The sequence below is a fragment of the Sorangium sp. So ce117 genome, assembly GCF_051524395.1.
In the GTDB taxonomy this organism is placed as follows: Bacteria; Myxococcota_A; Polyangia; order Polyangiales; family Polyangiaceae; genus Sorangium; species Sorangium cellulosum_B.
Map to the genome: position 1 here is coordinate 12747846 of NZ_CP150309.1, position 21862 is coordinate 12769707.

A 21862-nucleotide genomic window follows, 5' to 3' on the forward strand; every position below is an offset into this window, starting at 1 on the left:
CATGTGAGCGAACACATTTCACGAGCGGTGTCCTCTTTCTTCGACTTGGGTGTGTCGCCATGCGCATCGAGACCTTCGTCGGCTGTGTGCCGACAGCACTGCTAGCCTCGGCCCTGTGCGGCCTTGTCGTCGCTTGCTCCGAGCCCGCGGGACCCGGAGCGGCCGGAGCGGGAGAGGGGAGCAGCGGAACCAGCGGGCCGACGGGCGGCGGCGGGGGCCAGGCGGGTTCGAGCGGAGGCGCCGGCGCCGGGACGGGCGAAACTGGGTCGGGTGGGCAGGCGTCGGGCGGAGCAGGAGGCGGTCCTGATCTCAGCGCCGAGATCTACGACCCCACCAACCTGCCGCGCTTCGACATCGAGCTGCCCCCGGAGTCGGTTCAAGCCCTGCAGCAGGTGTCGGGCCCGGACGATCCCCTCCAGGACGAGTACGTGTCGGCCACGCTGCGCTACGGGACGGTCACGGTTTCGAACATCGGGCTGCGCATCAAGGGCGAAGGCAGCTTCCGCGGCCTCGACGAAAAAGCGCCGTTCAAGCTCAAGTTCGACGAGTTCGTGGACGACCAGACCTTCCTCGGCCTCGAGCGCATGACGCTCAACAACATGGTCGAAGATCCGTCGTTCCTCGCGGAGCGCCTGGCGTACGACCTCTTCCGCCACGCCGGCTTGCCCGCCCCGCGCTGCAACAGCGCGCTCGTGTATGTCAACCGTGAGTTCTACGGCGTGTATGCCAATGTCGAAGCCGAGGACACGACCTTTCTCTCGCGCTGGTTCGCGAGCAACGACGGAAACCTGTACGAAGAAGGGCAGGTCGACTTCGTGCCGGGCGCCGAAGCGAAGTTCGATCTCGAGACCAACGAGACCGCGAACGACCGCACGGACCTCGCTGCGCTGATCGCCGCCGTGGACACCGCGAAGAGCGCGACGTTCCTCGAGGACATCGGCGGCTCGCTCGACACCGATCACTTCCTGCGCTTCACCGCGGCCGAGGCTGCGGTGAATCAGTGGGACATGTACGCTTACACGGTCTTTTATCCGAACAACTTTCGTATCTACAACGACCCCGCTTCCGGGAAGTTCGTCTTCTTGCCGTGGGGGATGGACCTCTCGATGAAGCCCTTCCGCGACTCGGGCAAGCCCCACATCGCCCTGTTCGAGCTCGCGCGCCAGGGGGACTTCCCGGACAGCGCGATCTCGACGGGGCTCATCTTCCGGCGTTGCCTGGAGAGCCCAAGCTGCGTGACCGCCTATCGCGGCGCCGTGGAGAGCATCATCGAGGCGTACGAGAGCGCCGACCTCGAAGGGCTCGCCAACAGCTACTACGAGCAGATCAGCGAACAGGTCGCCGCCGACCCGCGCAAGGAGTACTCCCAGAGAGAGTTCGAGCGGGGCTTCCAGAGCTTGCTCGACACCATCCGCGAGCGCCCGGACGCGCTGCGCGCGGATCTGGCCGAGTAGCGCCGCCCGGATCGGGCGGCTTCGCGCCGCGCCGGGCAGACTGCGATGGCGCGTTGGGTCCGTTCAGCGGCGGTCGCGACGCCGCCGCGCGCGGCTCGCGAGGGACAGCGCGAGCCCGATCGCGGGGAGCGCCCAGCCGGACGAGGCGCCGCGGCCCGCGCTGACCGAGCAGCCGGCGCTGCCTTGCTCGGTATCCGGGTCCTCCGGAGAGGTACCGCCGCCACCCGCACCGGTGTCCTCGCAGGAGCTCACGTCATCGTTGGCGCAGAGGCTGATATTCTCCGCGCAGAACGCCTTCCTCGCGCTGCACCAGGCCTCCTCGAAGCCCTCGGGCGGAGAAGCGCACGCCTCGATGGTCTCGCCGATGCCCGCCGCGTCGGCCGGGAAGACGCCCGTCGCGCCCGCGTCGCCGTGCGCAACACAGGTGCGCTCCTTCTCGACCGTCGCGCCGTCGACCAGGCTCTTGTACGTGAGCTGGTAGCAGTACTCCGTGGCCGCGACGTCGTACGTCGCGGTCAGGGCCCCTCCCCAGGACGTCTGTTTGCCGAGCCCCTCCCCCTCTGGGCTCGAGAAGGTGACGATTTGCACGTACTGGCCCACGCCGTGGTCCACCCCCCCGCTCGCATCGAGCAAGACGGTGACGTAACGCTCCACTTCGTCTGCCACGCAGCTTCTTTCCCCACCGCAGCTCCCCGGGCCCCAATCGGGGGTGCAGCAGCTCGCCTCGCCGTGCCAGCGCTCCCCCAGGAGGACGCTGGCCTGGACGGGGACGGCGCCGACGTCCATGTCGACAGCCGCGCTGGCCTGGGTCTCCTTGAACGGGGCGCTGAGGTTCGGTCCCTCGACGGTGACCTGGTAGGTGTGGCCGTCGACGAGCGGGGCCGCGGGGCGAAAGGCGAGCACGCTCTCGCCCTCGCGGACAGGCACGTCGGCGACCTCCTCCTGGGTTCCGGTGAGGACCTCACCCGTGTCCTTGTCCTTCACCACGAGCACGGGCGCGCTCTCCGGACAGCTGGAGTAGCAGACGGTCCGGGCCACGATGACCCCATCGATCGGCACGGCGCGCGGGACCAATGACGCATAGGGCCCGTCCAGCGGAGGCGAGCAGGCAGAGCTCGGACGGGAGATACCGAGAGCGCTCACGCCTCCCATGGCGGCGAGGATCAACGCGGTGAAGCGAGAACAAGACATCGAAGTTCCTCCTCGAGGGTACGAGGTCGTCAGCACGTCCCATGCGAAGTAGTCCTGGTGGTCGGCGAGCGCGTAGCGCCAGCGATCCCGGCGGGGATCTGGCTCGGACCGGTCAGCGGCGGTCGCGACGCCGCCGCGCGCGGCTCGCGAGAGATAACGCGAGCCCCAGCGCGGGGAGCGCCCAGCCGGACGAGGCGCTGCGGCCCGCGCCGACCGAGCAGCCGACGCGGACGTGATCGCCATCCGGGTCCTCCGGAGCGTCACCGCCACCACCCGCCCCGGATCCCCCCGAGCCGCCGGCACCCGTATCGGGGGCCTCGCAGGAGCTCACGTCGTTGTCGGCGCAGAGGTGGGGGGCCTCTTCGCAGAACGCCGCCCTCGCGCTGCACCAGGCCTCCTCGAAGCCCTGGGGCGGAGAAGAGCACGCCGCGATGTTCGCGGCGATCTGCGCCGGGTCGGCCGGGAAGACGGCCGTCTCGCCCGCGTCGCCGTGCGGAACGCAGGTGCGCTCTTTCTCGACGGTCGTGCCGTCGATGAGGCTCCTGTACGTGAGCTGGTAGCAGTACTCCGTGGCCGCGACGTCGTACGTCTGGCTCGGGGACTCATTCCAGACCGTTTTCTTGCCGAGCTCCTCCCCGTCCGGGCTCGAGAAGGTGACGACTTGCACGTACTGGCTCTCGCCGGCGTCGACTCCCCCGGTCACAGTGAGGAAGACGCTGACGTAACGCTCCATTTCCTCCGCCACGCAGCGCTCGTCCGGACCGCAGGTCCCCGGGAGCTGATCGACGGTGCAGCAGCTCGTCTTGCCGTGCCAGCGCTCTTGCACGATGACGTGGCTCTGGACAGGGATGGCGCCCACGTCCATGTCGACAGCGGTGCTGGCGTAGATCTCCGAGATGCCGGCGCTGATGTCCTGACCCTCGATCTCGACCTGGTAGGTGTGGCCGTCGACGAGCGGGGCCGTGGGGCGAAAGACGAGCACGCTCTCGCGCTCGGCGACGGCGACGTCGGCGACCTCCTCCTGGGTGCCGCTGATGGCCTCGCCCGTGTCCTTGTCCTTCACCAGAAGCACGGGTGCGCTCTCCGGACAGTTGGAGTAGCAGCTGGCCCGGGCCACGATGACCCCGTCGAGCGGCACGACGCCAAACACCCCGGACAGATAGCGCCCGTCCGGCACAGGCGTGCAGGCAGAGCTCGGACGGGAGATACCGAGAGCGGCCAGGCCTCCCATGACGGCGAGAGTCAGCGCGGTGAAACGAGAGTAAGGCATCGAAGTTCCTCCTCGAGCGACCCGACGCGGTCAGCTCCGCGCGGGCATTTGCAGAGACCACGCCGGTATGCAGACGCCGTGCCGACCGCGACTCGCCCGATCACCGCGGGATCCTTGTGGGTCCCCGCGCGTGTCGCGCATGACCGTGGTGTCAACCTGTGCCGGCCGCCCTGTGTCACCTCGCCCATTGGGAAAAGAGATATTCGTAGAATTGTTCGAGATCCACATGGTCGAGCGCCTGCACCGGGCGGCCGCCGGGCACGACCCTGGTGCGCCCTTGCGAGGGGCCCGCGGTGACGATCTCCGTCTCCCAGGCGCGGAGGGTGAACATCTCCGGCTTGCCGAGGTACGAGGTCGTCAGCACGTCCCACGCGAAGTAGTCCTGGTGGCCGGCGAGCGCGTAGCAGGTGCCCGCGAGGTCGGAGAGGGGGTATCGGCGCTGGCGGGACAGGCGGCGGAGGAACGCCTGGGTGACGGGGACGAGGTTCGTGATGTCCAGCGGACAGAGGGTGATCGGGATGGCGGTCTTCCAGATGCGGTCGGCGGCGATCGGGTCCCAGTAGACGTTCCACTCGGCGGAGCCGTCCTGCCCGCTCTCGAAGGCCGTCTGCACGTTCCCGTGCACGTTGAGCGCCCCGCCCATCCAGACGATCTCGCGGATGTTCCTCTCGATGCGAGGATCGATGTCGAGCGCGGCGGCGACGGTGGTGAGCGGCCCGGTCACGAGGAGCGTCACGGGCTCGGGGACGGCGCGCAGGGCGCTCGCCATGAAGGCCTGGCCCGCCTCGGGGACGCGCCGGGTGAGGATCTCCTCGCGCTCGTTCAGCACGGGGATCTTGTCGATGCAGAAGGCGTCGCGCCGGAAGATGGGCGGGAAGGGGTTGAGCCCGCGGACGGTGCTCTCGGCGACGGGGACGTCGTGGCGGCCCACCAGATCGAGGATCTTGCGCGTGGCGCTGACGGCGGGCTCGATGTAGCAGTCGGCAGGGGTGACGATGACGCCGAGGACATCGACGTGGTCCATCGTCAACAGGAGGAGCATCGCGAGGTAGTCATCGACGCCGCCGTCGTGATCCAGGAGAACGCGCGTTCGTGTCATGAAGAGCTCCTTGCGAGCGCGGAGGGTTGGTGCCGCGCGCCAGGGATCCCGCCGGGGATCTGGCGCGCGGTGAGAAGGAGAATCTCAACGCAAAGGCGCAAAGACGCAAGGGCGCAAGAAGGCACGAAAATGGTTCTCCGCTGCCGATGAAGGGGCTCGTCCCCACCATGGCCGGGTCCCCTGGGGGCCTGCTGTGTCCTGACCCCTGTGCGCTCGGAGGGACGTCGTGGTCGGACAGGTACCTGAACGAGCGCCCGGCGTCGTGATCCGGAGGCGACGACAGCGCGCGCACGCGGGTGCTAGCGTGGGCTCGTGCGCGAGCGCCTCGACGGGATCATCGCCAAGCTGGCCGCCGTTCGTGAGCGGGGACTCAAGTGCTTCGGCAGCGCCGCGCATTGCTTCGAGCTGCGGCCGCCGGCCGCCGAGGCCGAGGTGGCCGCCTTCGAGGCCGCGCGGCGGGTGCGGCTGCCCGAGGACTACCGTGCGTTCCTCCTGCACGCGGGGCACGGCGGGGCCGGGCCGTTCTACGGGCTCATGACGCTCGCAGCGTGCGACGACGCGCGGTACGAGGCGCTCGACGACCTCGACGCCGAGTGCCCGCTGCACCCCGATACGCTGCCTCCGGGCGACGGTTGGCTCGAGGCGCTCCTGCCCGGCGAGGAGGAGGCGATGGACCGCGCGCTGCGGGGCACGCTGAGCCTCGGCTCACAGGGCTGCAGCTACTACACGCAGCTCGTGCTCACCGGGCCTGCGCGCGGGCAGGTCGTGTACATCGACCTCGACGGCGGGCGCCCGTACTTCCCGGAGAGCGCGGGCTTCCTTGACTGGTACGAGCGGTGGCTCGATGAGCTCCTGGCCGGGTGCAAGATCCATTGGTTTGGCACCGGCATGCCTGGCTTCGAGTCCGAGCTGGCCGATGCGCTGCGCCGGGGCGAGCGCCTCGCGGATGCGCTGGCGGCGATGAGGCGACTGCCGCAGATCGGCGAGGGCACGCTCGATCGGGTGATCGCGCGGCTCGATCACCCCGATGCTCGCATCCGGGAGCGGGCGCTCCAGGTGCTCGGGGATTTCGACGGCGATGCAGGGGCGCGGGCGCGGCCGTTCTTGCGTGATCCCGAGCCGGGGCCGCGCCGGGCGGCCCTGGATTGCGTGTGCAAGGGCGATGCGGCGCGCTGGGCCGCCGATGCCCGCGCCATGCTCGAGGACGCCGACGGCTCGATCGCGGCGGCGGCCCTCAGCGCCCTGGATGACGCGAAGGTGATGACGCTGGCCGATCTCCTGCCGCGCCTAGGCGATGCGCGGCAGGGCGTGGCGGCGGATGCGGGCCGGCGCCTCGCGGCGATGGCGGGCCGGGGCGTGTCGCCGGCGGACGCCCCGGTGTTCGCCGCCGCCGCGACGGCGATGCTCGATCACGCCGAGCCGCGCGTCGCGATGCACGGCCTGCAGGTGCTCGCGCACGTGGACGCGCCGGAGCTGCCGGAGTTCCTGGCGCGGCTGCGGGCGTTCGCGCTCGGCGAGGAGCCCTCTCACCGGCTGAACGCGTGCCGGGCGCTCGTGCGGCAGGATCGCGCCGCGGGCTTCGATGCGCTGGCCGAGCTGACGCGGCACGCTGATCCGTTCGTGCGCCAGGACGCCGCGCGCACGCTGGGTGAGCTCGGCGATGCGCGGGTGCGGCCGGCGCTCGAGCGGCTGCTCGAGGACGAGACCAAGCCGTTCGAGCGCACCGCGACCGGCAGCCGCACCAACATTTACCGCGTGTGCGACACGGCCCGGATGGCGCTCGAGGCGATCGCGCGCCGCGGCGAGGCGTAGCGACTGGGCCCGCGTCGTCCTCGAGCAGCGCCGCCACGTGGTCCAGAAGGACCGAGTGGTCAGGCCGCGCTGCTGGCCCAGCTCGCGAACCTGGGAAGTTCGTCGACCACAGGAACACGAACCTCATCTCGCTTGACCGAGCTCCGGTGATTGAACCAGACGCCTTGCACGCCGAACTGGCGTGGATACATGGCGTCCTGCTCGTAGGAGTCGCCGATCATGGCGACGTTCTTGAGCGGCACGCCGAGGGTGCGCTCCACGGCTTGCCAGAACTCGGGCTGGCTCTTGCGGAATCCGAGCTCGGTGAAGCAGAAGATGTGGCTGAAGTAGCCCTTGAACCCGACGCGGGAGAGCGCGAGCTCGATCATCGGGCGTCTCGAGACCGAGGCGTTGGTGGCGATGGCCAGCGGAAGCCTGCCCGCCAGGGCATCGAGGCACTCTGCTGCCCCCTCGATGGCCTGAACTTCGGGCCATTGCCCCATGGGGATGTCTTCGGGGCCGTGCTCGGACATCAGCGTGCCGCCCCAATCGAAGCAGACTGCCCGGACTTCGCGAAGGGGATTCATGGCACGCGCCGTCCCGAGGCGTGCGTTGCGCTCACGCGGTGCGGGCCGCCGGGAGAGGCGAGCTTCGCGAGTGTGCGGCGGTCGCAAGCGCGGCGGATGCGCGAGCGCTGGGCCAGCGTGGAGAGGGCCTTGGAGAAGCCATGGAGAGCGCTCATCGCCAGGTGATCGTTCCGCGCCGTGCGGCTCAGCCCGGGTGCTGCTGCAGGCGGTGCAGGTGGTGCTCCTCGCCGTTCAAGGTCAGCACCGCCATGAACCCGTCACGCGCGAGCTCCTTCTCGATCCTGAACTCGTGTGTTCCCTGGGAGACGGAGGTGTCGGCGACGCGCGCGACCTCCGGCTCCAGGGCGCCGCCGGGGTAGCTGTAGATGTCGAGGCGCAGCGCGCAGGCGCGCTCGATCGTCGCGCGCGCGACGAAGGTGTCATTGGCCTCCGTCACCGAGAAGGCGCCCCCGAGCTCTCCCTCGACGGAAGATCTCCTGAGCGCCCAGGCGATCTGCTGGCTGGCGATCGGGGCGTACACGTCCAGCACCATCACGTCCTTGTTCTGCTCCTTGAAGCGCGCGTGGAGGCGCGCCCGGGTGACGGCGTCCACGCCGCCGCCGAGCGTGATGAGGTCGAAGTCGCCGGCGTGGAACTCCGTGTCCGGCGACGCGCTCAACGTGCCGACAGCCGAGTGCCCCTGCTTGTTCAGCGCTGCCACGCCCCGCTCGAGGACATCGGCCCTCTTGCCGATGACGAGGATCCTGGTCGCTCTCGATGCCATGCTCTCTCCTCCTTGGCGATCTGCCGCCGCGCCCTACTGGAACGCTTTCACGTGGCGTTCCAGCCATTCGTCGAACGTCCGCGCCCTGCGCCCGAGGAGCTGCTCGACGGCGGACGACGGCTCCTCTCCCTTCCCGGACCTGATCAACGCGAACGCCTCGAGCAAGGCGCGGATGAAGCCCTCGGGGAGCCTCGCCTTCACCATCGCCTCGCGGGCGGCGTCCTCGCTCACGTCGACGTACCTGAGCGGCCTTCCGATCGCGGCGCCGATCTTCGCCACCTGCTCCGCTGCGCTCAGCGCCTCCGGCCCGGTGAGCTCGTACTCCTTGCCTTCGTGCCCCGGCGAGGTCAGCGCCTTCACCGCGACCGCCGCGATGTCGCGCTCGTCGATGGGTCTCGTCTTGGCGTCGCCCAGGGGCTGGAACACCGCGCCCTGCGCCTTGATGGACGCGGACCACCGGAGCGTGTTCGAGGCGAACCCTCCCGGCCGGAGCATCGTCCAGGCGACGCCCGACGCCTTGACCCTCGCCTCGGCCTCGCGGTGCCAGCGGGCGATCTGGACGTCGGGCGCGCGGGCGACGCTCGACGACGAGAGCAGCACGATGTGCTTCACGCCCGCCCTCTTCGCCGCGTCGGCCGCGTTGCCGGCGAGGTTCGGCAGGTCGCCGCCCACGCAGACCAGGAACGCCCTGTCCGCGCCCGCGAACGCGGCGTCGAGCGTCTCGGGCTTCGAGAGATCGCCCTTCACGACGGCGATGTCGCCGCCGAGCGCCCCCAGCCTCGCCGGATCGCGCACGAGCGCGCGGACCGGCTGGCCCGCGTTGACGAGCTGCTCGAGCACCGCACCGCCAACATTCCCTGTTGCTCCGGTCACCAGGATCATCTGCCGCTCCCTTTCATCGCGTTCACCTTCCATGACGCACCTCCCTCGCCTCGTCGGCGGGCCGCGCCCGAAGAGCAGCGTGCAACGGAGCCTCCCGCATGTTGGATCTCACGCCAATGGATTGGAATAACTCTGCTCGTTTGTTTCCTGCCCACCGTGCGCTCCCGAGCGGGAAGTGCTCTGTCGGCCGAGCTGGATCGCTCTGATGTCGAACCGTTTCGAGCGCTCATGCGGGCAGCCCTGCCGGCCGGAGACTGCGCTATAAGCCGCCGGTCGAAGGAGACTGAACATGCGTCCGCTCTTCCGTGTCGTGTTTTTCTCTGTGATTGGATTGATCGCTTGTGACGGCAAGTCGGATTCTAGCGGGGACGTGTCATCGGCAAGCTCCGGCACGACGGGTGGGGCGACGGCTGGCGGCGCGGGTGGGGCGTCCTCGGGCGGCGCGGGCTCTGGCGCCGCCGACGCGAGCAGCGGCAGCGGCGGCCAGGCCGGCGGGGGTGGGAGCGCGGGCACAGGCGGGGCGGCCGGCGCGGGCGCGGGCGGGGAGGCCGGCGCGGGCGCAGGCGGTGAAACCGGCGCGGGGGGGCAGGGCGGAGCAGCGTCGTTTCCAGCGCTCAAGATCTCGAGCGACACGGCGTCCATCGAGTTCACTCCTGCGCTGATCGCGGCGCAGGACTTCTATCCCGGTGAAGCGACCGTCCAGTCCGGCGGCATCGTGGGCATGCTCAACGACGCCAGCGTCGATCTCGGCACCAACGCGGAGACGCAGGCGCTGCGACAGTCGGTGGCTCACCCGAACCTGCGGATCATCTTCACGGTGACGGAGACGTTCTACCGGATCGTGGCCAACCGGGCGGCGGGGATCCGCTCGCTCGCGGATCTGCGCGGCAAGCGGATCGGCTCGATCGCCAACACGTCTGCGGCCTTCTTCATCCACAAGTACCTGGGCACGGTCGGCCTGACCGACGCCGACTACACGGTTGTTTCCGGGGGCATCTGCATGGCCGCGCCCTGCGCGAGGAACACGTTGCCGGCCATGCTCGAGGAGGGCGCCGTGGACGCCGTCGCGCTCTGGGAGCCCTCGACCCAGCTCGCGGCGAACGCGATCGGGAGCAACGCCGTCGTGTTCCAGGATCGCTCGCTCTACCGCGAGATCGTGAACCTCCACAGCACCGCCGAGAAGCTCGCGGATCCGGAGAAGCGGCGCGGCATCGTCGAGTTCGTGCGCTCGCTCGCGAGCGCGCAGGAGCTCTATCGCACCGAGCCAGAAGCGGTCTGGCCGAGGATCTCGGACGCGATCGGCATCGAGCCTTCCGTGCTCGAGCAGGTCTGGGAGGACGAGCGGTTCCAGGGCACGCTGGTGCCCGACATCCTGGATGTCCTCGAGGAAGAAGAGGGCTGGGTCGCCGCCCAGACCAACCGCACCCCGCGCACCCGCGCGGAGCTCGCGCCGCTGGTCGACGACAGCGTGATGCGGGAGGCCCTCGGGCTTCGGTAGGTGCGCGGCCGCCCGGGGGGCCGCATCGGGACTCGCAGCGGTCGCTACATCGGGCTGCCGGTCTGGCTTGGGTTCATCAGGGGAGCCCCCGACTTCGGACTCGATGCTTTCGAGCTGTCTTCGGCGTTCCACGGCGAGGACTGTGCCGGCGAGCTTACCGCGATCGCCTCCGCTTGTCGTATCGTTGGCGTCGTGCGGCCTAGCCCACCCGCCTCGCCCTCCCGTCTTCGCGAGTACCTGGCCATCCTCGCTGGCGCGCTGGCGGTGGGCATCTGCGGCGCGCTCTTCGATCAGGTCACCGCCACGATCTCCCCAGAGTATTTCCTCGACGGAAAGGGCCTCGCCGCGTCGAGCTTGCCGTTCCGGCTCGCGGTCGCCTGGACGGGGTTCCGGGGAGGTCTGCCGCTCGGCGCCCTCGTCACGGGCGTGGGCCTCCTCCGCTCCGCGCGCAGCGACCGGTTCTCGTGGCGCGCCTGGCTGGTCAGGATGATGGCGGCGCTCGCCGCGGCGCTCGCGCTCTGCCCGGCCGTCATGGCGGCGCTCGACCCGTTCGGCGTGCGCGAGGCGAGCCTCGGAGTGTGGTCCCGCGGCGCCGTCACGAGATACCTCGTCTGCTGGGGGCTCCATGCCGGCGCATACCTCGGCGTCCTGGTCGGCGTCTTTCTGGAGGGCCGACCCGCCCTCCGCCGATCGCAAGGGCCGTGAGCAGGCGGGTCCTCCCGGCCGCGCTGCTCGCCGCCGCGAGCGCGCTGCTCGCCGCGTGCGCGCCGCTCCCCGCGCCGCGCCGCTTCGCGGGGAGCCTCGATGTGCCGCTTCCGACCACGAGCGGCCGCGTCGCCGTCATCGCCGATCTGCAGCGCACCTCGTACCTGGAGTTCTGGCGCGAGTCGAACGATCCCGAGCGCGCTGCGCTGGTGCAGGCGCTGGCCGCCGCTCGCCCCGACGCCGTGTTCGTGATCGGCGATCTGGTGTTCGACGGCGGCTCGGCGCAGCACTGGGCCGATCTCGACGCCCTGATGGCGCCGGTGCGCGACGCCGGGATCCCGGTGTTCGCGGCGTTCGGCAACCATGAGTACTGGGGTGGCCGCGACGGTGCGCGCCACCTCTTCGCGCGCTTCCCGCACCTCGGCGGGCGCCACTGGTACGAGGTTGCCTATGGCCCCATCCGCGTCGTGGTCCTCGACAGCAACATCGACGAGCTCACCCCCGCGGAGTGGGACGCCCAGATCCGCTGGTACGAGGGCGCGCTCCGCCGCCTCGACGCCGATCCTTCAGCGCGCGCGACGCTGGTGCTCGCGCACCATCCGCCCTACACGAACAGCACGGTGACGGGCGACGAGCCCCACGTGCAGCGCCACATCGTCCCGCCCCTCCTCCGCTCCCGGAAGGCGCTGGCGCTGATCAGCGGCCACGTGCACAACCACGAGCGCTTCCAGCGCGGCGGAAAGCTCTTCATCGTGGCTGGCGGAGGCGGCGGCCCACGGGCCGCGCTCGCCCTGGGCGCGGCACGCCGCCATCCCGACGATCTCGCCCGCGGCGCGGCGCTCCGCCCATTTCATTTTCTGCTGATCGCGCCCGCCCCGGAGGGCCTCGCCGTCGAGGTCCACGGGCTCCCCAAGGGCGGCAGAGAGGCCGCCGCCCTTGACCATTTCGTGATTCCCTGGCCGGCGCGCTAGCTCTACTGCGCGAAGTTGCCCCGGATCAGCAGAAAAGCCGCCAAGCCGCCAAGGGGAGAGGGGGAAGGGGGCCGCCCCGGCATTCCCCCCGATTCCCCGGGGTTTCTTGGCGCCCTTGGGTGCGCCGGTAAAACCGGCATCAGGAAGTAGGTGAGCATGCAGCAGTACAGAAGCAAGTCCTACCCCGGGAGGTGCCCACCCCCGGGAAGTCAACCTTGCGGCGGCGTGGGCGACCACGACGGCGAAGCGTAGGAAGACGAGCGGACGGGCCGGGCGATGGAGCCTCGAAAACAAGTCAGTCAGTGGGAGCCGACGCGTTCCAAGACCGCGGAAGGCCACGGTGCAGCGGCCGCAAAGACAGCGGTGGGCGATGGCACTGCACTCCCCTCGGGGTCGGAGAGTTCGGCACGTCAGCACTTGCCTGATGAACGGGAACCGGGAGGCCTCGGAGGCGCCTCTTCGCCAGTGGTGGGCGGGAGGCAGGCGCGGGAAGGCGACAAGCCGCAAGCCGCAAGGGCGAAAGCCCCGGAGCCGCATGCCCCGATGGAGTCGGACGAGCCCATAGTACCGAAGAAGTCGGCGAACTCGCGGGTAACGCCCGAGGAGTCGATGGAGGGAAGGGGCGAGGCCAACGGGAATCTCGACCAGCGAAACGCGTCCCGGGCTCAGGATCGGCAAGACGCGCTCACGCACCTGGATCGAGTCGGAAAGCGAGCGACGAAGGAGAAAGGGACGCGGTTCGATAACCTGCTGAGCTACATCAAGGCGCCGCTGCTGAAGGAGGCGTACGAGCGCCTGCGGAAAGACGCGGCACCTGGCGTCGACGGTGAGACGTGGAGCAGCTACGGCGAGAGGCTGGACGCACGGCTGCTCGACCTTCAGGACCGCGTACAACGCGGAAGCTACCATCCGCAACCGGTACGGCGCGTGCACATCCCGAAAGGCGATGGCCGCACGAGGCCGCTCGGGATCCCCGCGCTGGAAGACAAGATCGTCCAGCTGGCGGCGCGGATGCTCCTGGAACCGATCTACGAGCGAAGCGAGTTCCTGGGGTTCTCGTACGGCTATCGGCCAGGCCGGTCGGCGCACGGGGCTCTGGACGCGCTGAGCGTAGCGATCGTCAGCAGAAAGACGAACTGGGTGCTCGACGCAGACATCCGGGCGTTCTTCGACACCATCGATCACGGGTGGATGCAGAAGTTCGTCGAGCACCGGATCGTGGATCGACGCATGGTGCGGCTGCTGATGAAGTGGCTGCACGCGGGCGTCATGGAGGACGGCCAGCTCCACGACGTGGAGGAGGGAACGCCGCAGGGGGGGATCATCAGCCCCCTGCTGGCAAACATCTACCTCCACTTCGTGCTCGATCTGTGGGCGCATCGATGGCGGAAGCGGCACGCGCGCGGGGAGATGTACATCGTGCGCTACGCCGACGATGTCGTGATGACCTTCCAGTACGAGCGGGACGCACGGGCGATGCAGGAAGCGCTTGCGGAGCGCCTCGCTCAGTTCGGACTGGAGTTGCATTCTGAGAAGACGCGGGTGCTCCGGTTTGGGCGGTACGCATCGGAGCACTGCGGCAAGGAAGGACACGAGCGGCCAGAGACGTTTGATTTCCTCGGCTTTACGCACATCAGCGCGAAGCGCGTGGATGGACGTTTCGCGCTCGTGCGCCGGACCTCCCGGAAGAAGAGGGCAGCAAAGCTGCGGGATCTCCGTAGGAAAATGAGGCGCAAGGCGCACGACCCAGCCAGGGAGCAACACCGATGGCTGAGCGCCGTGCTCCGAGGGCACTACAACTACTACGGGGTACCTGGAAACGCGCGAGCCCTGGGCTCGTTTCGCCACCAAGTGCGCGAGGCGTGGCACAGGGGCATGCAACGTCGCAGCCAGCGGGCTCGTTGGACGAACGACCAACGGACCCGTTTCGACGAGCGTTTCCCGCTTCCTCCGCCGCGCATCACACACCCCTATCCCACCGTGCGCTTCTCATCCGTAGACCGGAGGTGGGAGCCCGGTGCGGGAAAACCGCACGCCGGGTTCTGTACGGGGGGCGGCCCGAAAGGGCCGTCCCTACCGTGACCGGTTCGCTTCCCCGGCCGACTTCCCGCAGTAGAGCTATGGCCCGCGCTACGCGGCCACGCCGAGGGTGCCGATCTCCTCGAACTCGCGGATCATCCGAGCGAGCCCGCCCTCGTCGACGCGGAGGTCGAGCGCCGCCGCGGCGTGGACGAGGAGCTTCCGCTCCCGCAGCGACGCGACCTTGTCCACGGCCGCCGCGATCTCGAGCGCGCGCAGCAGCGGGGCGCGCGCGCCCTCCGGCACGCCGCGGAGGCGCTCGATCCAGGTGATGTCGTCGGCGAGGCGCTCGTTCAGGCCAGCGCGCGCCGGGGCCGGCAGCCGCCGCAGCACGGCCGCGAGCAGCGCGGACTCCTCCGGCGTGAGGCGTCCATCGGCGGTGAAGATGAACCAGAGCCCGTCGAACAGCCGATCGAGGTGCGGGCGCAGCGTCTCGTCGCAGAGCGCCTCGTCGAGCGCGCGCCGGTAACGCAGGTATCGACGCGCGGTATCGCCGAGGCGCCGGGTGACTACCCAGCTCGTGATCGACGACGAGGCGACCGAGAGCACGGGCACCAGGTTGCGCGCCACGCTCTCGCCGGCGAGCCGCGCCGCGAGCTGCTTCGCCACATCCGAGCCGCGCCCGCGCGCCGAGCGCACGAGCACGCCCGCTGGATCGTCCGTGTCCTGGGGGTGCTCCACGACGCCGAACGCGAGGGCGAGCAGCGCCCACACGTCGGCCGGCTCGTCCGGATCGAACCGGAGCCCGAAGAGATCCGCGAGCTCGCAGAGCATCTGCACGTGCAGGAGCAGCCGGAGCACCGTCTCAGCGCCGATCGCGAGCATGGCTGCAGGGATAGCGACGAGCCCGCCGAGCCCGTTCGTCTCGGCCGTGGCCACGGCCGCGCCGGTCGAGAGCGCCCCGGTCGTGCCGCCCGCGAGCGCCGAGCGGATGCAGGCGCGCCGGATGACCGCGCGCGCGTCGGTCGACTCCGTCACGCCGGTCGACGCCGCGATGCTCGCGGGGCGAGGCCGCCGGTTGTAGCGGCGCACCGCGCGGGACAAGAGCTCTTCGAGCCACGCATCGACAGGGCGCCCGCCCACGCCTGCTTCGCTCGTCGCCTCGCTCAGCGGGAGCGCCGTGGCCCCCGCTGCGTCACCAGGATGCGCAGCCTCGTCGCCCATGGATCAGAGGGGTTCAAGATGCATTCCGCGCCCCGCGCGTGCCGAGGCCGAGCCCGCTCGCAGCCCTGCGGAGATCGGCTATCGCCTTGATCGGGCGTACAAGGATTCACCTGCTCCCTCGCCGAGCAGGAGAGCACCTTCCGCTCACACGGCTCGACGAGCCGACTCAGCTCCAGGAGGCTCCGGCCGTCTGGGCCTGAACGGATGATCCGTGGCATGGGCGTCTCGCCCTGCCTCCCGTCTCAGCATGTATACCGGAACTCTGGCGTTGATACGATGAAAAAACGCGTCTCCGGTGCCATCGTCGCCTCCGTCATCCACGCGGCCTGCGTGGTGGAAGGGAGAGAGACGATGCGGGTATTGCTGACGGGAGTGGGGACTCGCGGTGACGTGCAACCCGTGGTGGCCTTGGCCGTCGAGATGCGGCGTCGGGGGCACGATGTGAGGCTGTGCGTCCCGCCGAACTTCATCGCCTGGGTGGGCGGCCTGGGCTTCACGGCGACCCCGATCGGAATCGCGATGCGGCAACCGAGCGGGGCCGCGCCGGCCGTCCCGCCGACGCCGGAGCAGATCCGCGCGCTGGTCGAGCACCTCGCGAGAGACCAGTTCGACGCGACCGCGTCGGCCGCCGAGGGATGTGACATGATCGTGGCCGGCGGAGCGCACCAGTACGCCGCGCGGTCCATCGCGGAACGCCTGGGCATCCTGTCCGTGGTCGCCGTGTACGCGCCGGTGGCCCTGCCGTCGCCGGACCATGCGCCCGGCGGGGAGCCCGGGGGCGACCCGGAATCGAACCTCCGGCGCTGGCAGGACGAATCGCGGAGCTGGAACGAGCGCCTCCTCGAGCGGCTCAACGCCAACCGAGAGCGCCTCGGCCTGGGTCCGCTGAGCGACGTCTTCAGCCACGTCCTGGGCAAGGCGCCGTGGCTCGCGACGGACTCGGTCCTTGGGCCGCTGCCGTCGACGCCCGGCCTGCAGGTCACGCAGACGGGCGCCTGGCTCCTTCCCGACCAGGCGCCGCTCGTACCCGAGCTGGAAGCGTTCCTCGCCGCCGGCGAGCCGCCCGTCTACATCGGCTTTGGCAGCATGCCTGTCGACCCGCAGACGGGCCGTGTCGTCATCGAGGCCGTGCGGGCGGCGGGGCGCCGGGTGGTGCTGTCGCAGGGGTGGGCCGAGCTCGGTCTCGTCGACGACGCTCCCGACGGCATCGCGATCGGCGACGTCAACCAGCAGGCCCTGTTCCCGAGGGTCGCCGCGGTGGTGCACCACGGCGGCGCGGGTACGACCACGACGGCGGCGCGCGCGGGCGTCCCGCAGGTGATTGTCCCGATGTTCGCCGATCAGCCCTACTGGGCGTCGCGCGTCCGGGCGCTCGGGCTCGGGACGTCCGTGGCCCGTGGTGCGCTGAGCGCGGAGTCCCTTCTGGCCGCGCTGGAGGGCGCCCTCGACCACGGGGTCGCCGCCCGCGCGGCCGCGAGCGCGGGCGCCGTGGCGGTGGATGGAACGACCGTCGCCGCCGACCTCATCGAGCGGGCCTCCGCGTGAAGCTCGGGTGATGGCCGCGTTCGTCCGGCCGTGTCCGCAGGTCGACCCGGGGTGATGCTCAGCTCGAACGAGCCGGCAGAGACGTTGTTGTAACTGTCGACGAAGATGTCGAGCGGAGTCCCCGCGGCCACATCCAGCGTGACCGACTCGGCGTCTCCGGCGTAGCCGGCGTCCAGGCAGTTGATCTCGGTCGCGCTCTCGCCGCAGTCCGTCCGCACGTGGAGGACGAGATCGGCGGATCCCGTCGGCGTCACGGTGATCGTCGCGCTGCCGTCCGCCTCGGGGGAATAGCGGTACACGAGCTCCGGGCCGTCGCCCGCGCATGTCGCCGTGAAGCCGCGCGTGCCCTCGGACGTGTCGCCCGTCACCGCCGCGGCCGTCACCGGCGCCGCACCCGCGCACGCCGCCTCCGGGGCGAGCACACACGCGCTCGAGCACGTGTCACCGTTCGCCGCATTGCCGTCGTCGCACTCCTCCGTGCCCACCCTCACCCCATCGCCGCAGACCTGCTTTGCGAAGGTCACCTCGAGCGCATACTCCGGGTCCCTTTCACCGGTGTCATCGATGAAGAGGAAGCGCGTGTCCCCGGCCTCGACAAGGAGCTCGACCGCAAGCTCATCCGGGCCGAGCGCGACCGAGCAGCCGAGCAGCGTCGACGAGTCGTCGCAGCCCGTCCGGACGTACCAGTCGTAGCCGCCGCCCGCGGCCGACCTCGGGGCCAAGACGACCGCCCCCTTGGTCGGCGCCACGAACCGGAAGACCTTCTCCTTCACGCCCACGCCGACCGCATACGTGCCGTTGGAGGCAGAGCAGATCGTGGCGAACACGTTCGTACCGTCCTTGGTGCTGCCCGTGAACGCGCCGCCCGCCGACACGTCGATCGCCCCCGCGCACGCCGCGGCAATGCCGTCCACGCAGGCTTCGTGCTTGGAACAGTCGCGCTCCTCGCAGTCCTGCAGGACGTCCCCATCGTCGTCCTCGTGGTTGTCGCACGCCTCGTCGAGGGAGCAGCGCTGCGTCTCGCTGTTGCAGGCGACCTGGCACTGATCGTCGCTGTCGCAGCCGCCAACGCACGCCGCCGTCGCGCCGTTCTGGCGCGCCACGAGGCAGCTCCGCCCCGCGCCCGGACAGTCGGGCGCCTCTTCACAGGATCTGAAGCAGAGCGAGAAGTTGCTGTCAGTCGCGACACAGATCGAGCCAGACTCGCACGGGGCGAGCGGCTCCGCGCAGAGCGCCGAACAGTAACCCCCCGCCCAGCCCAGGTCTGCCTCGGTCAAGCAGAGTCCCCCGCTGCATTCCTCGTCGGCGGTGCACGGCTCGCCGTCCGCTCTCCCCGCCTCCGGCGCGCCGCCTTCGCCGCCCGCGCCGCCTTCACCCGTCGCGCCGCCTTCACCCTCTGCGCCGGACGCCGCTCCCAGCGGCGACAGCTTCTCATCGTCATCGCCGCACGCGGCGAGCGCCAGCCACATGGTTGTCACCGCGGACAGGGAAGTGCCAAGTCGCATGTCCTGTTCTCCTCTTCCGGGGAGCGTAACGCCCTCGCTGCGCGGTGTACGACAGAACGTGCCCCAGGACCGCAATGGCAGAAATGGGGAAATTCTTGTATTGGGGGCGAAATTTTCCGGGGGCGTGACGACGGAATTCCCGAGGGGCGCCGCGGTGCGCGAGGGCGTCTGATAACCAGCGTGCGTAAATTCCTGCTAGACGGAGGGCTCCCGTCGCCGGACATGCTGTTCGAGCCAAGCGAGGAGCTCGTGTCGTGAGAGCGCGCCGGAAGCAAGCGAGAGCATGATGCGCTCTTGAACATCGACGTGGGCATCAAGGGAGTAGCCGTTCAGCATCAGGAAGACTTCCATCGCTGCATGACCGACACGCTTGTTACCGTCGATGAATGGGTGGCCTTGCACGAGCGAGAAGCACAGAGTTGCTGCCTTGGCGATCACGGTAGGATAGAGCTCTTCACCTCCGAAGGTCGCCTTCGGCTGGGCCACGGCAGCCTCGACGGCGCGGAGGTCGCGAACGCCTGCGGCGCCACCGCTCGCCGCAAGAACCCGCTCGTGGAGGAAGAAGACCTCCGCCAAGGTCAAGTAGCGCACGCTCAGGCGAGCCGCCTGTACAGCTCTGCGTTCTTCACGAGGACAACCTCGGCAGCAGCGCGAAACTCGTCGTCCGGCGTCGTCAGCAGATCCGCCACGGCGGCCCGCGCCAGCTCTTCCGGCTGCAAGCCGAGGCTCTTTGCGCGTTCCTGGAGGCGGTCGGCTTGCGCGGGCGACAGGTCGATGGCGAGCTTCATGGGACGAAGTGTACCTCGGGCGACCCTGGCTCGTCACCCGGTATACGGGTGGGCCGGCGAGCGATGAATCCCGGCGGAGAAAGGCGGTTCCATCCGTCCCGAGAGCGCAGCGGCCGATGGGGGGTTGAGGCTGGAGAGAGGAAGATTCCGGAGCGCTCGGGAGTAACGGCGTGCCATGCGGAGCCGTTCCGCGCCGGGTCGTCAGAGACGCTCCGGCGCCACGCGATGGCCGCCCGGCCCGGGTCGCCCTCATCCGGGTCCGGTGGCCGCGCTTCGTCAGCATGTTTCGTCGGCGACACGCCGCACCAGCGCGAAAGAGAGCACGAACGACGGGAAGCTGAACTTCCGTGAAACCACCCGCCCGCTGCCGCGTAGAGGTGGCATCTCCGCGCCGCCAACGCCGAAAGCAGCGCCCTACGGGGCGCTCGCAGGCGTACCGCTCACCGCTGCAGCGCGGGGAGACGCCTGGCTGTGGGCGCTTCTGCCCGCAGCGGGCTGTGCTCGGCCGGCGCCCCTGGCGCCTTCACGTGGGCCACGAGGCCCGAAAGAGACAATGACCATGAAGACGATCCGATTCGCGCTCTGCTCTCTCCCCCTCATGCTCGCCGCCTTTGCCGTCCCCGCGATCGCGGCGGCCGAGACCGGCCCGAGCTCTGCCGCGAGCGGCGTGCAGCTCGAGTCCACGGCCGTGGACGCCTCGGCGGAGCTCGGGGGCGCTGCGGACGATGCGGCGTGCTCCGGTGGTGACGTGACCGACGCCGACGACACCTCGCTGATGAGCACCGCCGCGCGCTCCGATCGTCCCAATGCCCCTGGCCTGAAGCTGTGCTGTGGAACGGCGGGGGACTACGGCGTCATCTGCTGGCGCTGCTGAGTGGGCGCCGGACGTTAGCTGTTGGCCGCGGTGCGCTGGCGCGCGATCGACCCGATCTCGCGCCAGCGCCCGGCCAGGGATCAGATGTCAGGAGGGGGTCGATGATCTGTTGCCAAGTGAGCAGGGCCAGCTAGGGTGCGGGCCTCGACGGACGGAAGGCGCGGATGAAGGACACCCTGTCGGCGGCGGAGGCCCGGCGCATCGCGCTGGCGGCGCAGGGCTTCCGGGCGGAGCGACCCGGGCCGGCGACGACGAAGCAGCAGTTGACCCGGCTGATCGAGCGGCTGGGCGTGGTGCAGATCGACAGCGTCAACGTCGTCTCGCGCACCCATTACCTGCCGGCCTTCTCGCGGCTGGGGGCCTATCCGCGGCCGATGCTCGAGGAGCTCGCGTGGGCGAGCAAGCGGCCGCTGTTCGAGTACTGGGCGCACGAGGCGTCGCTGCTGCCGCTCGCCACCCAGCCGCTGCTGCGCTGGCGGATGGCCGACGCGCGCGACGGGGCGGGCGTCTGGAAGGGTGTGGCGCGCTTCCTGCGCGAGCATCGGCCGATGGCGGACCAGGCGCTGGAGCAGATCCGCGAGCGCGGGCCGCTGGCCGCCTCCGAGCTCGAGATCGGCAAGAAGGGGCCGGGCGGCTGGTGGGGCTGGAGCGACGCCAAGCGGGCGGCCGAGTGCCTGTTCTGGAGCGGCGAGCTGACGACCGCCACCCGGCGGGGGACCTTCGAGAGGGTGTATGACCTGCCGGAGAAGGTGCTGCCCAGGGCGGTGATGGAGGCGCCGACGCCCGCGCGCGAGGACGCCCAGCGCGCGCTGATCCGCATCGCCGCCCGGGCCCTGGGCGTGGCGACCGAGCGGGACCTGCGGGACCATTTCCGCATGGGGGTCGCCGAGACGAAGGCGCGGCTCACCGAGCTCGCCGAGGCCGGTGAGCTGATCCCCGTGGGCGTGAAGGGCTGGCGGGAGCCGGCCTTCCTCGATCCCGCCGCCCGGCGACCGCGGCGGATCGAGGCCTGCGCCCTCCTCTCGCCCTTCGACAACCTGATCTGGTTCCGCGAGCGCACCGAGCGGATGTTCGGCGTGCGGGTGCGGCTCGAGATCTACACCCCCGCGGCGAAGCGGACCCACGGCTATTACGTGCTGCCGTTCCTCGAGGGCGACGCGATCACCGCGCGGGTGGACCTGAAGGCCGATCGCAAGGCGGGCGTGCTGCTCGTGCAGGCAAGCCACGGCGAGCCCTCGGCGGGCGCGCAGACGCCGGAGCGGCTGGCAGGCGAGCTGCGGACCATGGCCGCGTGGCTGGGGCTGGAGCGCGTGCGGGTGGAGCCGAAAGGCGACCTGGCCAAGCGGCTGGCGGGGGCCCTGTCGGGCAGATAGCTACGACAACACGCTGCGTGTAGCCAGGCGCCCAGCGGGCAATCTTCACACGTCTCTCCAGGTGGGTCGGGTCGCCGCCGGAGATCGCTTCAAGGCTCGCGGAAGTATCGCGCAACCCCGAGCGCCACTCTCGCCGGGTCCGTGCCCTGGTGTCGGGGCGCACGCAGATCACACGGCGTGACAACTCGAGGGAGGTGCCCGGAATTGAAGAGCAGGACACGGCTGCTCCGACTCCTGCGGGGCCCACGCATGAGCTTGGCATACCGCCTGGAGAGCCACGATGTCCGGCATGGCTGTAACCACCCGAGAGACGCCCCGATGCT

At 70.2% G+C, this 21862-nt stretch carries 18 protein-coding genes and 1 pseudogene; 9 read left to right on the forward strand and 10 right to left on the reverse strand.

All coding sequences use genetic code 11. The features are described 5' to 3' along the window. Window positions 1-59: 59 nt before the first annotated feature. On the forward strand, window positions 60-1454 hold the full coding sequence (locus WMF46_RS47885; RefSeq protein WP_437983368.1) for a CotH kinase family protein: 1395 nt from the start codon (window positions 60-62) through the stop codon (window positions 1452-1454). Window positions 1455-1517: 63 nt separating this feature from the next. Here the strand turns inward: WMF46_RS47885 and WMF46_RS47890 are convergent, their stop codons facing one another. The 3 genes from WMF46_RS47890 to WMF46_RS47900 all read right to left on the reverse strand — a co-directional run bounded on the left by WMF46_RS47890 (window position 1518) and on the right by WMF46_RS47900 (window position 5014). Beyond that, window positions 1518-2645: a hypothetical protein gene (locus WMF46_RS47890; RefSeq protein ID WP_437983369.1), complete on the reverse strand. Its 1128-nt coding sequence runs from the start codon at window positions 2643-2645 to the stop codon at window positions 1518-1520. A gap of 112 nt (window positions 2646-2757) precedes the next feature. Further along, a complete protein-coding gene (locus tag WMF46_RS47895; protein ID WP_437983370.1) occupies window positions 2758-3915 on the reverse strand; it encodes a hypothetical protein in 1158 nt (385 codons plus the stop codon). Between the two features lie 175 nt (window positions 3916-4090). Continuing rightward, window positions 4091-5014, reverse strand: coding sequence for a nucleoside hydrolase (locus WMF46_RS47900; RefSeq protein WP_437983371.1), 924 nt, complete (start codon window positions 5012-5014; stop codon window positions 4091-4093). Window positions 5015-5326: 312 nt separating this feature from the next. Here WMF46_RS47900 and WMF46_RS47905 point away from each other — a divergent pair, with 312 nt between their 5' ends. Next, entirely contained in the window at window positions 5327-6826 is a 1500-nt protein-coding gene (locus WMF46_RS47905; protein WP_437983372.1) for a HEAT repeat domain-containing protein, read from the forward strand. A 59-nt stretch (window positions 6827-6885) separates the two neighbouring features. Here the strand turns inward: WMF46_RS47905 and WMF46_RS47910 are convergent, their stop codons facing one another. The 3 genes from WMF46_RS47910 to WMF46_RS47920 all read right to left on the reverse strand — a co-directional run bounded on the left by WMF46_RS47910 (window position 6886) and on the right by WMF46_RS47920 (window position 9070). After that, on the reverse strand, window positions 6886-7392 hold the full coding sequence (locus WMF46_RS47910; protein WP_437983373.1) for an HAD family hydrolase: 507 nt from the start codon (window positions 7390-7392) through the stop codon (window positions 6886-6888). Window positions 7393-7576: 184 nt separating this feature from the next. After that, window positions 7577-8155: a hypothetical protein gene (locus WMF46_RS47915; protein WP_437983374.1), complete on the reverse strand. Its 579-nt coding sequence runs from the start codon at window positions 8153-8155 to the stop codon at window positions 7577-7579. Between the two features lie 33 nt (window positions 8156-8188). Further along, window positions 8189-9070: an SDR family oxidoreductase gene (locus tag WMF46_RS47920; RefSeq protein WP_437983375.1), complete on the reverse strand. Its 882-nt coding sequence runs from the start codon at window positions 9068-9070 to the stop codon at window positions 8189-8191. Window positions 9071-9407: 337 nt separating this feature from the next. Between WMF46_RS47920 and WMF46_RS47925 the strand changes: the two genes are divergently transcribed. From WMF46_RS47925 to ltrA, 4 genes are all read left to right on the forward strand, one after another. Next, entirely contained in the window at window positions 9408-10535 is a 1128-nt protein-coding gene (locus WMF46_RS47925; protein ID WP_437983376.1) for an ABC transporter substrate-binding protein, read from the forward strand. A gap of 192 nt (window positions 10536-10727) precedes the next feature. Next, window positions 10728-11240, forward strand: coding sequence for a hypothetical protein (locus WMF46_RS47930; protein ID WP_437983377.1), 513 nt, complete (start codon window positions 10728-10730; stop codon window positions 11238-11240). Then, window positions 11237-12211, forward strand: a complete 975-nt coding sequence (locus WMF46_RS47935) for a metallophosphoesterase family protein (RefSeq protein ID WP_437983378.1) — start codon at window positions 11237-11239, stop codon at window positions 12209-12211. Before WMF46_RS47930 ends, WMF46_RS47935 begins: the two co-directional genes overlap by 4 nt. A gap of 543 nt (window positions 12212-12754) precedes the next feature. Further along, window positions 12755-14293 carry a group II intron reverse transcriptase/maturase gene (ltrA, locus tag WMF46_RS47940; RefSeq protein WP_437979957.1) on the forward strand — a complete coding sequence of 513 codons (1539 nt, stop codon included), beginning with the start codon at window positions 12755-12757 and terminating at the stop codon, window positions 14291-14293. A 48-nt stretch (window positions 14294-14341) separates the two neighbouring features. On the opposite strand, the gene WMF46_RS47945 is transcribed toward ltrA, so the two are convergent. Continuing rightward, on the reverse strand, window positions 14342-15454 hold the full coding sequence (locus WMF46_RS47945; RefSeq protein WP_437983379.1) for a hypothetical protein: 1113 nt from the start codon (window positions 15452-15454) through the stop codon (window positions 14342-14344). Window positions 15455-15805: 351 nt separating this feature from the next. Here WMF46_RS47945 and WMF46_RS47950 point away from each other — a divergent pair, with 351 nt between their 5' ends. Beyond that, window positions 15806-16999: a glycosyltransferase gene (locus tag WMF46_RS47950; RefSeq protein WP_437988018.1), complete on the forward strand. Its 1194-nt coding sequence runs from the start codon at window positions 15806-15808 to the stop codon at window positions 16997-16999. Between the two features lie 428 nt (window positions 17000-17427). Here WMF46_RS47950 and WMF46_RS47955 read toward each other — a convergent pair. The 3 genes and pseudogenes from WMF46_RS47955 to WMF46_RS47965 all read right to left on the reverse strand — a co-directional run. Further along, window positions 17428-18504, reverse strand: a pseudogene (locus tag WMF46_RS47955) (hypothetical protein); the annotation flags it as partial. Window positions 18505-18699: 195 nt separating this feature from the next. After that, window positions 18700-19095 carry a type II toxin-antitoxin system death-on-curing family toxin gene (locus WMF46_RS47960; RefSeq protein WP_437743225.1) on the reverse strand — a complete coding sequence of 132 codons (396 nt, stop codon included), beginning with the start codon at window positions 19093-19095 and terminating at the stop codon, window positions 18700-18702. Between the two features lie 2 nt (window positions 19096-19097). Beyond that, on the reverse strand, window positions 19098-19292 hold the full coding sequence (locus WMF46_RS47965) for a DNA-binding protein (protein WP_437906052.1): 195 nt from the start codon (window positions 19290-19292) through the stop codon (window positions 19098-19100). Between the two features lie 559 nt (window positions 19293-19851). Between WMF46_RS47965 and WMF46_RS47970 the strand changes: the two genes are divergently transcribed. Together WMF46_RS47970 and WMF46_RS47975 are read left to right on the forward strand one after the other, a co-directional pair. Continuing rightward, window positions 19852-20166, forward strand: a complete 315-nt coding sequence (locus tag WMF46_RS47970) for a hypothetical protein (protein ID WP_437983380.1) — start codon at window positions 19852-19854, stop codon at window positions 20164-20166. Window positions 20167-20330: 164 nt separating this feature from the next. Continuing rightward, a complete protein-coding gene (locus tag WMF46_RS47975) occupies window positions 20331-21539 on the forward strand; it encodes a winged helix-turn-helix domain-containing protein (protein WP_437983381.1) in 1209 nt (402 codons plus the stop codon). Window positions 21540-21862 lie beyond the last annotated feature (323 nt).

Coding starts and splice junctions, on each gene's coding strand:
- WMF46_RS47885 (WP_437983368.1), top strand. CDS start 60: ATGCGCATCGAGACCTTCGTCGGCTGTGTGCCGACAGCACTGCTAGCC.
- WMF46_RS47890 (WP_437983369.1), bottom strand. CDS start 2,645: ATGTCTTGTTCTCGCTTCACCGCGTTGATCCTCGCCGCCATGGGAGGC.
- WMF46_RS47895 (WP_437983370.1), bottom strand. CDS start 3,915: ATGCCTTACTCTCGTTTCACCGCGCTGACTCTCGCCGTCATGGGAGGC.
- WMF46_RS47900 (WP_437983371.1), bottom strand. CDS start 5,014: ATGACACGAACGCGCGTTCTCCTGGATCACGACGGCGGCGTCGATGAC.
- WMF46_RS47910 (WP_437983373.1), bottom strand. CDS start 7,392: ATGAATCCCCTTCGCGAAGTCCGGGCAGTCTGCTTCGATTGGGGCGGC.
- WMF46_RS47915 (WP_437983374.1), bottom strand. CDS start 8,155: ATGGCATCGAGAGCGACCAGGATCCTCGTCATCGGCAAGAGGGCCGAT.
- WMF46_RS47920 (WP_437983375.1), bottom strand. CDS start 9,070: ATGGAAGGTGAACGCGATGAAAGGGAGCGGCAGATGATCCTGGTGACC.
- ltrA (WP_437979957.1), top strand. CDS start 12,755: ATGGAGTCGGACGAGCCCATAGTACCGAAGAAGTCGGCGAACTCGCGG.
- WMF46_RS47945 (WP_437983379.1), bottom strand. CDS start 15,454: ATGGGCGACGAGGCTGCGCATCCTGGTGACGCAGCGGGGGCCACGGCG.
- WMF46_RS47950 (WP_437988018.1), top strand. CDS start 15,806: ATGCGGGTATTGCTGACGGGAGTGGGGACTCGCGGTGACGTGCAACCC.
- WMF46_RS47965 (WP_437906052.1), bottom strand. CDS start 19,292: ATGAAGCTCGCCATCGACCTGTCGCCCGCGCAAGCCGACCGCCTCCAG.
- WMF46_RS47970 (WP_437983380.1), top strand. CDS start 19,852: ATGAAGACGATCCGATTCGCGCTCTGCTCTCTCCCCCTCATGCTCGCC.
- WMF46_RS47975 (WP_437983381.1), top strand. CDS start 20,331: ATGAAGGACACCCTGTCGGCGGCGGAGGCCCGGCGCATCGCGCTGGCG.